Source organism: Flavobacterium sp. N2550 (assembly GCF_025947265.1).
Lineage (GTDB): Bacteria > Bacteroidota > Bacteroidia > Flavobacteriales > Flavobacteriaceae > Flavobacterium > Flavobacterium endophyticum.
Genome location: NZ_CP110007.1, coordinates 1,569,694 through 1,582,885, shown reverse-complemented (window position 1 = coordinate 1,582,885; position 13,192 = coordinate 1,569,694). Strand labels below are relative to the sequence as shown.

Annotated in this window: 13 protein-coding genes; 3 read left to right on the top strand and 10 right to left on the bottom strand. The window is 37.7% G+C overall.

Features of this window, described 5'->3' with window-relative positions:
• Position 1 precedes the first annotated feature (1 nt).
• The 10 genes from rplV to rpsL form a co-directional block, all read right to left on the bottom strand.
• Positions 2-412, bottom strand: a complete 411-nt coding sequence (rplV, locus tag OLM56_RS06855; protein ID WP_121376825.1) for a 50S ribosomal protein L22 — start codon at positions 410-412, stop codon at positions 2-4.
• Positions 413-418: 6 nt separating this feature from the next.
• Positions 419-697, bottom strand: a complete 279-nt coding sequence (rpsS, locus tag OLM56_RS06850) for a 30S ribosomal protein S19 (RefSeq protein WP_014085019.1) — start codon at positions 695-697, stop codon at positions 419-421.
• Positions 698-703: 6 nt separating this feature from the next.
• Complete coding sequence (gene rplB, locus OLM56_RS06845; RefSeq protein ID WP_121376826.1) at positions 704-1,528, bottom strand: 50S ribosomal protein L2; 825 nt, start codon at positions 1,526-1,528, stop codon at positions 704-706.
• 16 nt (positions 1,529-1,544) lie between these two features.
• Positions 1,545-1,835, bottom strand: a complete 291-nt coding sequence (gene rplW / locus OLM56_RS06840) for a 50S ribosomal protein L23 (protein WP_121376827.1) — start codon at positions 1,833-1,835, stop codon at positions 1,545-1,547.
• Between the two features lie 6 nt (positions 1,836-1,841).
• Positions 1,842-2,471: a 50S ribosomal protein L4 gene (gene rplD, locus OLM56_RS06835; protein WP_121376828.1), complete on the bottom strand. Its 630-nt coding sequence runs from the start codon at positions 2,469-2,471 to the stop codon at positions 1,842-1,844.
• On the bottom strand, positions 2,471-3,085 hold the full coding sequence (gene rplC, locus OLM56_RS06830; protein ID WP_121376829.1) for a 50S ribosomal protein L3: 615 nt from the start codon (positions 3,083-3,085) through the stop codon (positions 2,471-2,473). Before rplC ends, rplD begins: the two co-directional genes overlap by 1 nt.
• A gap of 153 nt (positions 3,086-3,238) precedes the next feature.
• Complete coding sequence (rpsJ, locus tag OLM56_RS06825; protein WP_056068841.1) at positions 3,239-3,544, bottom strand: 30S ribosomal protein S10; 306 nt, start codon at positions 3,542-3,544, stop codon at positions 3,239-3,241.
• 12 nt (positions 3,545-3,556) lie between these two features.
• Positions 3,557-5,713, bottom strand: a complete 2,157-nt coding sequence (fusA, locus tag OLM56_RS06820; protein ID WP_121376830.1) for an elongation factor G — start codon at positions 5,711-5,713, stop codon at positions 3,557-3,559.
• A 10-nt stretch (positions 5,714-5,723) separates the two neighbouring features.
• Complete coding sequence (rpsG, locus tag OLM56_RS06815) at positions 5,724-6,200, bottom strand: 30S ribosomal protein S7 (RefSeq protein ID WP_121376831.1); 477 nt, start codon at positions 6,198-6,200, stop codon at positions 5,724-5,726.
• Between the two features lie 22 nt (positions 6,201-6,222).
• Positions 6,223-6,606 (bottom strand): 30S ribosomal protein S12, encoded by a 384-nt coding sequence (gene rpsL / locus OLM56_RS06810; protein ID WP_007136570.1) that lies wholly within the window; start codon positions 6,604-6,606, stop codon positions 6,223-6,225.
• A gap of 288 nt (positions 6,607-6,894) precedes the next feature.
• On the opposite strand from rpsL, the gene OLM56_RS06805 reads away from it, so the two are divergent.
• The 3 genes from OLM56_RS06805 (at position 6,895) to OLM56_RS06795 (ending at position 13,189) form a co-directional block, all read left to right on the top strand.
• A complete protein-coding gene (locus OLM56_RS06805; RefSeq protein ID WP_264528775.1) occupies positions 6,895-8,511 on the top strand; it encodes a hypothetical protein in 1,617 nt (538 codons plus the stop codon).
• Between the two features lie 108 nt (positions 8,512-8,619).
• Positions 8,620-11,703: a SusC/RagA family TonB-linked outer membrane protein gene (locus tag OLM56_RS06800; protein WP_264528774.1), complete on the top strand. Its 3,084-nt coding sequence runs from the start codon at positions 8,620-8,622 to the stop codon at positions 11,701-11,703.
• Positions 11,704-11,713: 10 nt separating this feature from the next.
• Complete coding sequence (locus OLM56_RS06795) at positions 11,714-13,189, top strand: SusD/RagB family nutrient-binding outer membrane lipoprotein (protein ID WP_121376834.1); 1,476 nt, start codon at positions 11,714-11,716, stop codon at positions 13,187-13,189.
• Positions 13,190-13,192: the final 3 nt, after the last annotated feature.

Below are 13,192 nucleotides of genomic sequence, written 5' to 3'. Positions count from 1 at the left end.
ATTAATTGCTTTGTGTGTTATCTAATTGTCCTAATACGATAGTTACGTGGTTAGAACGTTTTCTAATTCTATGTGCGCGACCTTGTGGAGCTGGACGAAGTCTTTTCAACATCATTCCACCATCTACTCTGATCTCTTTAATAATCAAGCCTGCTTCAGCTACGTTACCTTCTGCATTTTTCTGCTCCCAGTTGTTGATTGCAGATAACAAAAGTTTTTCTAACTTTCTTGAAGCTTCTTTAGAGCTGAATCTTAAAATATTCAAAGCTCTTTCCACTTTCTGACCTCTTACTAGATCTGCTACTAAGCGCATTTTTCTAGGTGAAGTAGGGCAGTTATTCAATTTTGCGAAGGCAACTTGCTTATTAGCTTCTTTGATGCCTTCAGCTCTTTCTCTTTTACGAACTCCCATTGCTTCTTATTTTTTACCTTTATTTTTTGCTCCAGCGTGACCTCTAAAAGATCTTGTTGGTGAAAATTCTCCTAATTTGTGACCTACCATGTTTTCTGTTACGTAAACCGGTACAAACTGACGACCGTTATGAACTGCGATAGTTTGTCCAACAAAATCTGGAGTAATCATCGAAGCTCTAGACCAAGTCTTTACAACTCCTTTGTTACCTTTTTCAATATTTTCTTGAACTTTCTTATCTAATTTATAGTGAACGAAAGGTCCTTTTTTTAATGAACGTGCCATATCTTATTATTTCTTTCTACGTTCTACGATATACTTGTTACTCGGATTTTGCTTAGAACGCGTTCTGTAACCTTTAGCAGGAACTCCGTTTCTTGAACGTGGGTGTCCTCCTGAAGAACGTCCTTCTCCACCACCCATTGGGTGATCAACAGGGTTCATCGCAACTGGTCTTGTTCTAGGTCTTCTACCTAACCATCTAGTTCTACCTGCTTTACCAGATACTACTAATTGATGATCAGAATTAGATACAGCTCCAATTGTAGCAGAACAAGTAAGCAAGATTAATCTTGTCTCACCTGAAGGCATTTTGATTGTAGCATATTTTCCATCTCTTGCCATTAATTGAGCGAAAGTTCCAGCAGAACGAGCAATAACAGCTCCTTGACCTGGACGCAACTCAATACAAGAGATAACAGTTCCCAAAGGAATTTTACTCAAAGGCAATGTATTACCGATTTCTGGAGATGCTTCTGGACCAGAAACTACTTTCTGACCAACTTGCAATCCGTTTTGAGCGATAATATAAGTTTTCTCTCCATCAGCATAAGCTAACAAAGCGATAAATGCAGTACGATTTGGATCGTATTCAATTGATTTCACAGAAGCTGGAATTCCATCTTTTGTTCTTTTGAAATCAATAATACGATATCTCTGCTTGTGACCACCACCCGTATAACGCATGGTCATCTTTCCTTGACTATTTCTACCTCCTGAGTTTTTTATCGGTGCGATCAATGAACGCTCCGGCTTATCAGTTGTAATGGCGTCAAAACCATTAACAACTCTAAAACGCTGACCCGGGGTAATAGGTTTTAATTTTCTAACTGACATGTTTCTGCCTTATTTATTAGATATTATTATAAAAATCTATCGTTTCTCCTTCTTGTACTTGAACAATTGCTTTTTTATAAGCATTTGTCTTTCCATTGATAATACCACTTTTAGTGTATTTAGTAGATCTATCAGCTCTGTAGTTCATTGTGTTCACTTCAACAACTGTAATTCCATAAGCTGCCTCGATAGCATTCTTAATTTGAATTTTGTTTGCTCTTTTGTCAACAATGAATCCAAAGCGATTGAAAACCTCACCATCTTTGGTAATTTTTTCTGTAATTATAGGTTTAATTATGATACTCATGGCCTATTATTTGCTTAAATTTTCTTCAATTCCTTCTAAAGACCCTTCTAAAAGCACTAAATTATTTGCATTTAAAATAGCATAAGTACTTAATTCTGAACTAGTTACAACGCTAGACGCCTTTAAATTGCGTGAGGACAAATATACATTTTTATTTGACTCTCCCAACACAAACAAAGATTTTTTATTCTCTAACCCTAAAGCTTTCAAAACGTTAATGAAATTTTTAGTGTTTGGAACTTCAAAATTGAAATCTTCTAATACTATAATATTTGACTCTTTTGCTTTAATTGAGAAAGCCGATTTTCTTGCCAAACGCTTCAAGTTTTTATTCAATTTGAATGAATAGCTTCTTGGTCTTGGGCCGAAAACTGTACCTCCACCTTTAAACAAAGGGTTCTTAGCACTACCAGCACGAGCTGTACCTGTTCCTTTTTGCTTTTTAATCTTACGAGTAGATCCTGCAACTTCAGCTCTTTCTTTAGCTTTGTGCGTTCCTTGTCTTTGGTTAGCAAGATATTGCTTTACATCAAGGTATACTGCGTGATTATTTGGCTCAATTGCGAATACTGAATCAGAAAGAGTGATCGTTCTGCCAGTTTCTTTTCCGTTGAAATTTAAAACTTTTACTTCCATTACTTCTGAATGATTACATAAGAGTTATTGTGTCCTGGAACACATCCTTTTACTAAAAGTAGGTTCTTCTCAGCAACAACTTTCAAAACTCTTAAATTTTGAACAGTCACATTATCAGTTCCCATTCTTCCTGCCATACGCATTCCTTTGAATACTCTAGAAGGATAAGAAGAAGCTCCTACAGATCCTGGCGCTCTTAAACGATTGTGCTGACCATGTGTAGCTTGTCCAACACCACCAAAACCGTGACGTTTCACAACACCTTGGAAACCTTTACCTTTAGATACACCTTGAACATCTACAAATTCGCCTTCTGTAAAAACATCAACTGTTAATACATCACCTAATTTGTGTTCGTTTTCAAACTTGAATTCAACGACTTTTTTCTTAGCAACAGTACCAGCTTTTTTAAAGTGACCTAAGTCAGCTTTAGTGGAGTGTTTCTCGTTTTTGTCATCGAAACCAAGTTGTAACGCTTCATACCCGTCAACACCTTTGGTTCTGACTTGGGTAACAACGCATGGTCCAGCTTCGATTACTGTACAAGGAATGTTTTTCCCGTTTTCATCGAAAATACTAGTCATGCCGATTTTTCTACCAATTAACCCAGACATAAAATATTAATTATTAATTATTAAAATACAAAATATAGAACACATTATTTAAACGACGTTCTATTTTTGGAGGCGCAAAAGTATAAATAATTTGCGGTTATTCCTAAAAATATTTTTTCGTCTAAATAATGTGTTACTTTCTTAATGAGATACTTATACTTTGATCTCTACTTCAACTCCACTTGGCAACTCTAATTTCATTAGAGCGTCGATTGTTTTTGATGAAGAAGAATAAATGTCTAACAATCTTTTGTATGACATTACTTCAAATTGCTCTCTTGATTTTTTGTTAACGTGCGGAGAACGCAACACAGTAAAAATCTTTTTGTGAGTTGGCAACGGAATTGGTCCTGTTACCACTGCACCTGTACTTTTTACAGTTTTTACAATCTTCTCAGCAGACTTATCTACCAAATTGTGATCGTAAGATTTTAGTTTTATTCTGATTTTTTGACTCATTTTTCTTTAGAATTAAGCGTTACCTTTTGCTTTTTTGATTACCGCTTCTGAAATATTAGAAGGCGTTTCAGCATAGTGAGAAAACTCCATTGTTGAAGTAGCTCTACCTGATGACAATGTTCTTAATGTTGTAACATAACCGAACATTTCTGATAATGGCACATCAGCCTTGATAGTTTTAGCACCATTTCTGTCACCCATATCATTCACTTGACCTCTACGACGGTTCAAGTCACCAACGATATCACCCATGTTTTCTTCTGGAGTAATAACCTCGATTTTCATGATAGGCTCAAGGATAACAGCACCTGCAGCTTTCCCAGACTCTTTGTAACCCATTTTCGCAGCTAATTCAAAAGAAAGAGCATCAGAATCCACAGGGTGGAAAGATCCGTCTAATAAAGTTACTTTCAAACTATCTACTGCATATCCTGCTAGAGGACCTTGCTTCATAGCTTCTCTGAAACCTTTTTCAACAGCCGGGATATATTCTTTAGGAACATTACCACCTTTTACTTCGTTAACAAACTGCAATCCAACTGGAACTTTACCGTCAACTTCATCAGCAGGCTCGATTCTAAATACGATATCACCGAATTTACCACGACCTCCAGATTGTTTTTTGTACGTTTCTCTATGTTGAGCTGATCTTGTGAACGCTTCTTTATATTCTACTTGAGGCTCACCTTGGTTTACCTCTACTTTGAACTCACGTTTCATTCTATCTACCAAGATATCTAAGTGAAGCTCACCCATACCTGAGATAATAGTTTGACCTGAAGCCTCATCTGTTCTAACTGTAAACGTTGGATCTTCTTCAGCCAATTTAGCCAAAGCCATACCCATTTTATCTACGTCAGCCTTAGTCTTAGGCTCAATCGCAATACCAATTACCGGATCAGGGAATTTCATAGACTCAAGAATGATTGGGTGTTTTTCATCACACAACGTATCTCCAGTTTTGATATCCTTAAATCCAACAGCAGCTCCAATATCTCCAGCCTCGATGTACTCGATAGGATTTTGCTTGTTAGCGTGCATTTGGTAGATACGAGAGATTCTTTCTTTGTTTCCAGAACGCGTGTTCAAAACATAAGAACCTGCATCTAAACGACCAGAATAAGCACGGAAGAAAGCCAAACGACCTACGAATGGGTCAGTTGCAATCTTAAATGCAAGAGCAGCAAATGGCTCTTTTACATCTGGCTTACGCAAGATTTTAGTTTGGTCTTCTTCTAATAAATCAGCATCATCAGGATCAATTCCTTCGATACCTTCTTTATCTAGCGGAGAAGGCAAATATTTACATACAGCGTCCAACATGAACTGAACTCCTTTGTTTTTGAAAGAAGAACCAGCAATCATAGGAATGATAGCCATGTCAATTGTAGCCGCTCTTAATGCTGTATTGATTTCCTCTTCAGTAATAGAAGATTCATCTTCCATATACTTATCTAAAAGGTTTTCATCATAATCAGCAACTGCCTCGATCAAGATAGAACGGTATTGTTTAACTTCGTCAACCATATCCGCAGGGATAGGCACGATATCAAACGTAGCCCCTTGTGTTTCATCATGCCATACGATAGCTTGATTTTTCACTAAGTCAACCACACCTTTAAAGTCGATCTCATCACCGATAGGCAACGTAATTGCCACAGCGTTTGATTTCAACATATCACGAACCTGTTGGCAAACTCCTAAGAAGTTTGAACCTTGACGGTCCATTTTATTTACGAATCCCATACGAGGAACTCTGTATTGATCAGCAAGTCTCCAGTTAGTCTCAGATTGAGGCTCAACACCATCAACTGCACTAAACAAGAAAACCAATCCATCCAACACTCTCAAAGAACGGTTTACCTCAACGGTAAAGTCAACGTGTCCAGGAGTATCGATGATGTTAAAGTGATAAGGCTTGCTTTCTGGAAGTGCTTTTCCTTGTTCAGTTGGAAAGTTCCACTCACAAGTTGTAGCAGCAGAAGTAATTGTAATACCTCTCTCTTGCTCTTGAGCCATCCAGTCCATTGTTGCAGCACCATCGTGCACCTCACCAATCTTATGTGATTTTCCAGTATAAAAAAGGATACGCTCAGTTGTTGTTGTTTTACCAGCATCAATATGAGCAGCAATTCCGATATTTCTTGTGTATTTTAAATCTCTAGCCATTTCTTAATGATTAAAATCTAAAGTGAGAGAATGCTTTGTTTGCTTCAGCCATCTTGTGAGTATCCATTCTCTTTTTAACAGCAGCACCTTCTTCTTTAGCAGCAGCTAAAACTTCAGAAGCTAGTTTTTGAGCCATAGATTTCTCATTTCTTCTACGAGCATAAAGTATCATCCACTTCATTGCCATAGAGATTTTACGATCTGGTCTGATTTGCATTGGGATTTGGAATGTAGCTCCACCAACTCTACGGCTACGTACTTCTACGTGAGGCATAACGTTAGTCAAAGCATCTTTCCAGATTTCCAATGAAGATTTTTCTGCGTCTTGTTTCTTGTTTTCTACGATTTCCAATGCATCATAGAATACTTTGAAAGCAGTTGATTTTTTACCATCCCACATTAAGTTGTTTACAAAACGCGTTACTAACTGATCGTTAAATTTTGGATCTGGTAAAAGAGGTCTTTTTTTGGCCTGTCTTTTTCTCATGTCTTTACTTTAAAAGTTTAAATTACTTTTTTGCTTCTTTTGGGCGTTTTGCACCATACTTAGATCTTCTTTGCGTTCTTCCTGCAACACCTGATGTATCAAGCGCTCCACGAACGATGTGGTATCTAACTCCTGGTAAATCTTTTACCCTTCCACCCCTAACTAATACTATCGAGTGCTCTTGTAGGTTATGTCCTTCTCCAGGGATGTAAGCATTCACCTCATTACCATTTGTCAAACGTACACGCGCTACTTTACGCATTGCAGAGTTTGGTTTTTTTGGTGTAGTAGTGTAAACACGCGTACAAACCCCTCTTCTTTGAGGACAAGAATCTAAAGCAACCGATTTACTCTTCTTAGTTATCTGAGTTCTTCCAGTTCTTACTAATTGTTGAATTGTTGGCATAATTAATACTAAAATATATTATGATTTAATTTCCCGCTTTTTACGGGGTTGCAAATGTAATAATTATTTTTTTTTAAACAAACCTTAATTCATTAATTTTCAAACAGATTAGCCAACATTTATTTTTTATATATTATTCGTTGGATTTTTGCGTTACTTTTACTGAGGCTTACAAACAACAAAATGCTTTATAATATTTGAACATCAAAAGCCATCCGCTTTAACAATTAGCTTATTTTGAAAAGTTTTCTTTTTATTTCTTTTTGTATTTTTTTCAGCCTAAACACATTGGGCCAAAAGCTTCATTTAAAGATTACGGCCGATTCTCAAAGTGATTTAAAAACAATAGATTCTATCGGTTATGTAAAAAATCACAGCAATGCCAAAAGCATTGTTGATGAAGCCAATATTTTTTCTGAAAAACTGAAACGTTTCGGCTTTTTAGAAAATGAAATTCTAGAAAATAAGAAACAAAACGACAGCACTTTCCTGTTCAAGTTTCAATTGGGCCAAAAGACCAAATCCATACATATATATATAGGTCGCAATTCGGAATTACAAAAACTGGGAATTTTAGAAAATACTGAAGACACTTTAAAACTTGCTTTTAGCGAAACGGAAACCTTCTTCACTACTACTTTGAACACTTTGGAACGCCGCGGGTATTCCTTAGCGAAGCTTCAATTGGTAAACTTGAAAAAACAGAAAGGCATTCTCTTGGCCGATTTGAGTTTCGAAACTGAAAAATTACGCCAAGTCAATGATATTGTAATCAACGGTTATGATAAATTTCCCGAAGGACACAAAAAGGAAATCAAGCGCCGCTATCGCAACAAGGTCTTTAATCAGGAAAGCCTCAAAAACATCCATAATGATTTCAATCAGTTTCAGTTCGTTACTCAGACCAAATACCCTGAGATCTTATTTATGAATGACACGACCAAAGTCTATGTCTATGTAGAAAAATCAAAACCAAATCGTTTTGACGGTTTTATAGGTTTTGGAAATGACGATAATGGTGACTTGAAAGTAAACGGCTATCTCGACCTGCTGCTTGTCAATTCCCTAAACGTAGGCGAACGTTTCAATTTATACTGGAAAAGTGATGGAAACGACCAGAAAACCTTCAACGTCAATATCGAGCTGCCTTATATTTTCAGGAGCCCTCTAGGTATCAAGGCACAATTAAACATTTTTAAACAGGACAGCACATTCCAAAACACGCAGACGGCTATTGACCTAGGCTATTATTTTAATTACAACACGAGACTGTACGTCGGATACCAGTCAACAGAATCTAATGACATCCAAAACCTGAACAGTTCAACGATAACTGATTTTGACAATTCTTTCTTTACTTCTAATTTTGAGTTTACCAAATTCAGAAACGAAGATTTTTTATTTCCAGACAAAACGTTAATCAATATCAAAGGAGGTGTCGGGAAGAGAAATTCTGAAGCTTCAAAAAACAACCAATTCTTCACCAATATTGATCTCCGGCATAACTTCTATTTGAACAATAAAAATATCGTCGCCATCCGGAGCCAGAATTTCCTACTGCAAAGCGACAGTTATATCACCAACGAGCTCTTCCGTTTCGGAGGCATCAACTCGATTCGCGGCTTTAACGAAAACAGCCTACAGGCCAATCTTTTCTCTTCGATACTTACAGAATACAGATATGTCTTGGCCCCGACAATTTATGTCCATTCCATTATCGACTTTGGCTATTACCAAGACAAAACTACAGACAATGATGGCAACTTGCTTGGCTTGGGCTTTGGATTTGGCTTGTTGACAAAAAACGGATTGTTCAATATTGTTTATGCAAACGGAAGCACGGGCAATCAACAAATCAAGCTATCCAACTCAATTGTTCATATTAGCTTTAAAGCTAGATTTTAACAATTAATGTTTCAAAACATCAATATAGTAAAAACAATTTTAAAAAAAGTATAGGTTTGTTAAGATTTTATTAAGAAATTTGATTTAACTAATTCAAACCTATACATAATGAAAACAAAGTTAAATGGTCTATTAACGCTAGTCCTGGCGTTAATAATGCAGATTTCATTTGCGCAAGAAAGGACAATTTCAGGCACTGTTGCAGACGAAAGCGGATTACCGCTCCCTGGAGTCAGTATCGCCATCAAAGGAACTACAAACGGCACGCAAACCGATTTCGATGGCAAATTCCAAATCAAGGCCTCTCCTACTGACATCCTAGTTTTCAGTTTCATGGGGATGGCGACTCAAGAAGTTCCAGCCACCGCTACTAATTTCAACATTATTTTAAAAGATGATGCTACACAGCTTGAGACCGTTGTAGTAACCGCACTTGGAATAAGAAGAAACCCAAAAGAGCTGAGTTATTCCACGCAGGTTGTCAAATCCGATGAGCTAAACCAAGCCAAAGCCGTAAATGCTGCAACTGCCTTGGTCGGAAAAGTTTCAGGATTGCAGATCAACACGATCAACAGCGGTGTTAATCCGCAAACAAGAGTTGTGCTTAGAGGCGCAAGATCTATTTCTGGGAATAATGAAGCTTTAATCGTAATTGACGGAGTTCCTTCCGCCTTGAATACGTTAAGCGAGCTGAATCCGAATGATATCGAGAGCACTACTATCTTAAAAGGAGCCAATGCGGCTGCTCTTTATGGTTCCGCCGGATCAAACGGAGCTATCATGATTACTACTAAAAAAGGGAAAAATGGCAAGATGACCTTACAAGTCAACTCGACAATTACATTTGAGAAGGTACAATTTATTCCAGATAGACAGACAAAATTCGGACAAGGATGGGCTGGAGAGCTTGATCCTGTAGAAAACACAAACTGGGGAGCTCCATTAGACGGATCATTAGTACAAGTTGGTCCTGAATTAGCTGATGGAACCATCAGAGAATTTACATATATTGCCAGAAAAAACAACATTAAAGATTTCTTTAATGTCGGTACAACAAAACAAAATGGCTTTTCTATATCGCAAGGCGACGAAAACAGCAACCTGTTCTTCTCGGCTCAAGATGTAAAAACCGAAGGAATTATACCTGGAGATGTTTATCACAAAAACACATTTAGATTAAACACGAGCAAAACTTCTGGTAACTGGAATGTTGCCGGGAATGTTTCTTACTTTACAGATAAGACTGATGTTGCTGGAAACCTAACAGGAAGCGATGACGAATCATCCTTTTTTAGCGAGCCTGACGGCGGACGAAGCGTCTATAGCCAGTTGCTGCAAACTCCTATCAACATACCATTAGAAGTTTATTCGCAAGGAGATTTACAAGATTATTTTACGAATTATGCCTATAACCCATATTGGATTTTAAAGAATTCGCGTCAAGTTTCGTATTCTGACAGGTTCCAAGGTTCTATCGACTTAGGCTACAAAGTAAACGATTGGTTCAATGTATTATATAGAGGAGGTTTGAGCTTATTGACATCCACTTTCAAAAATACAAACAATGGGCATATTTTCACCGACGGAAGCGGTCGTGAAGATTTAAACCAAGGAGTTTCTGACGGTTCAAATTATGAAAGAAGAATCAACAGCGACTTGATGTTCAATTTTGACTTTAAGCTTAACGATGACATTAGCGCAAAAATTACGCTTGGCCAAAACATCAGAGACATCAAGACAAAAGAATTGGGAATCCGAGGGGACAACTTAGTGGTTGAAGGGCTCTATAACGTATCTATGAGAACTGGAGAGTTGAGAGGAGCCGAATTCAATTCTAGGCTAAGAAGCATCGGACTTTACGGCAGTGCTGAAATTGGATTTAGAGACTATTTGTTCTTGAACGTTACGGGAAGAAACGACTGGTCTTCTGCCTTGATAAAAGAGAACAATTCTTTCTTCTACCCTAGTTATGGCGTTTCGTTCATACCAACATCTGCTTTCCCTGAATTGAAAGGAAACGTATTAACGTTCGCGAAAGTAACAGCGAGTTATACTAAAGTAGGAAATTCAACTTCTGCCTATGCCAATCAAAACACATACATCAGGTCGGTAGGATTTCCTTATGGCGACTTGACTTCTTTCAACCTGAGCAACACCGTAGCTTTGGCTAATTTAAAACCAGAGTTTACGACTTCAAAAGAATTTGACTTGAATTTAGAGTTCTTCAAAAAAAGAATATCTCTTGATGCCAGCTACTATATTTCTAACTCTACAGATCAAATCATTAATGCGGCAGCCTCTTCTTCTTCAGGAGCGACAAGAGCATTGCTGAATGCTGGAGAATTACAGACGAAAGGATTTGAATTGGATTTAGGCTTCACGCCAATACAGACCGAAGATTGGAACTGGGATCTAAGAGTAAGCTATAGTGCTCCAAAGACAGAAGTAAAAAGCTTATTGCCTGGTGTTAATGAACTTTCTTTAGGTGGATTTACTACAGCTGGAGTTTATGCTGTTGTTGGTGAAGAATATCCGATCATCAAAGGAACTGCTTATGAAAGAGACGATCAAGGAAGAGTAATCATTGACCAAGCAACGGGTAACCCTATACAGTCTTCTGCCTTGAAAAATCTCGGAAAAACAACTCCTGACTATATCGTAGGTCTTTCAACAAACTTGAACTACAAAGGATTTAGGCTATCGGCTGTTTTTGATTACAGAACTGGCCACGTATTCTATAACGAAATTGGGCAGATGCTTGATTTTACAGGTTCATCAGTACAAAGTGCTCAATCTGGAAGATTGCCTTTTGTGTTCCCTAATTCATCCTACCAAAGCGCTCCAGGAGTGTATACGCCAAATACAAGCATTACTACTTCAAGCGGAGGTCAGCCATTCTGGGATTCGGTATACAGCAACATTTCAGAAAACTACGTAGTAGATGCGACCGCTTTCAAATGCCGTGAGATTGCATTCAGTTATACTTTTTCTAAAAAAATGCTGGACAACTCTCCTTTTGAAGGCATAACTATCGGTGCTAATGCAAGAAACGTGTTTATGATCCTGCCAAAAGCAAACAGATACACAGATCCAGAGTTTGGATTCACTACCGGAAATGCTGTAGGAGTTGGAAGCGTAGATGAAGTTCCCCCAACTAGAACCTATGGTTTCAATGTTACATTAACCTTCTAATTCAAGAAAAATGAAAAATATATTCAAAAAAAGCGCATTATTAATTGCTCCTTTTTTCTTGCTGTTTTCCTGCAGCGACTATCTAGATATCAATGAAGATCCAAATAATCCGACAAACGTTAAACCTGAATTGCTGTTGGCCAGTTCGCAAAATTCTGGAGCCCAAAGGCTGAATGTCAGGATGAACCAAGTTGGGAATTTCATGGTATACAACTGGTCTAATAACATCGAAGAATTTATTGCCTATCAAGATGAAATGCAATATATCGTCAACAGTACTTTCTATAATGATGTTTGGGACAATCTATATTTGACGATTTCCAATTTCAACCAAATTGACCAGACTACCTTAGAAGGCTATGACAATTACAGAGGAATTGCTAAGATAATGAAGGCTTTCTATTTTCAATATCTTGTAGATTTATACGGAGATATTCCTTACACAGAGGCATTACAAAGAGATAAAGAATTGACTCCTGTGTATGATGATGCAGAATTTGTATATGATGATTTAATCGTGCAGTTAGATGCAGCTATCGACTTGATCAAAAATGCTCCTTCAGATGCTTTAAGTCCCGAAGACAACGATATTATGCTTCATGGTGATATGGACGAATGGGTAAAATTTGCCAATACTATAAAAATGAGAATCCTGATCCGTCAATCTGGAATGCCTTCTAAACAAGCTTATATTGCAGATAAATTCCAAGACATCATAGAAGAAGGAAGCGGGTTTATAACTGAAAATGTGACAAGCAATCCTGGGTATATAACCAGTACAGGAAAGATGAATCCGTTTTTTGAAACGTACGGAACAACATTATCAGGAAGTCCAACCAGTGACAACCGATCTTTAAAAGGAACGAAATACACTATCGATTATCTTTCTAACACAAACGATACCCGATTGGAAAAAATCTATGCTCCAATTCCTGGCGGAGGCTTTGCAGGAATAAACCAAGGCGCTCCAGATGAACAAGGAACAGTGGTTGTCCCTTTCTCAGGATTAGGAAACGGAGTATTAAAGAACTTCACTCAAGACGCTTATATATTAACTGCTGCAGAAAGCTATTTGCTCCAAGCGGAAGCTGTCGTAAAAGGATATATGCCGGGAACTGCGCAAACATTGTATGAGTCAGGAATCCAAGCTTCTTATGAGACTTTAGGATTGACAGCTGCCCAAGCAACTACTTATTATTCTCAATCTACCAATCTTATCGGATGGACAGCTTCTGCTGGAAATGAGTTGGAAGCTATTGGAACTCAAAAATGGATTGCCTTAAACAGCATAAACGGAATCGAATCTTGGATTGAATACACGAGAACCGGCTTCCCTTCTGGAATTCCTTTATCATTGATTGCCAGCAGGCCGCAACGCCCTATCAGATTAATGTATCCTAATTCAGAATATGTAGCAAATTCTGCAAATGTTCCAAACCAGACTACAGACGATGCTTTTACATCTCCTATTTTTTGGGATAACTAATAA

Coding starts and splice junctions, on each gene's coding strand:
- rplV (WP_121376825.1), bottom strand. CDS start 412: ATGGGAGTTCGTAAAAGAGAAAGAGCTGAAGGCATCAAAGAAGCTAAT.
- rpsS (WP_014085019.1), bottom strand. CDS start 697: ATGGCACGTTCATTAAAAAAAGGACCTTTCGTTCACTATAAATTAGAT.
- rplB (WP_121376826.1), bottom strand. CDS start 1,528: ATGTCAGTTAGAAAATTAAAACCTATTACCCCGGGTCAGCGTTTTAGA.
- rplW (WP_121376827.1), bottom strand. CDS start 1,835: ATGAGTATCATAATTAAACCTATAATTACAGAAAAAATTACCAAAGAT.
- rplD (WP_121376828.1), bottom strand. CDS start 2,471: ATGGAAGTAAAAGTTTTAAATTTCAACGGAAAAGAAACTGGCAGAACG.
- rplC (WP_121376829.1), bottom strand. CDS start 3,085: ATGTCTGGGTTAATTGGTAGAAAAATCGGCATGACTAGTATTTTCGAT.
- rpsJ (WP_056068841.1), bottom strand. CDS start 3,544: ATGAGTCAAAAAATCAGAATAAAACTAAAATCTTACGATCACAATTTG.
- fusA (WP_121376830.1), bottom strand. CDS start 5,713: ATGGCTAGAGATTTAAAATACACAAGAAATATCGGAATTGCTGCTCAT.
- rpsG (WP_121376831.1), bottom strand. CDS start 6,200: ATGAGAAAAAGACAGGCCAAAAAAAGACCTCTTTTACCAGATCCAAAA.
- rpsL (WP_007136570.1), bottom strand. CDS start 6,606: ATGCCAACAATTCAACAATTAGTAAGAACTGGAAGAACTCAGATAACT.
- OLM56_RS06800 (WP_264528774.1), top strand. CDS start 8,620: ATGAAAACAAAGTTAAATGGTCTATTAACGCTAGTCCTGGCGTTAATA.
- OLM56_RS06795 (WP_121376834.1), top strand. CDS start 11,714: ATGAAAAATATATTCAAAAAAAGCGCATTATTAATTGCTCCTTTTTTC.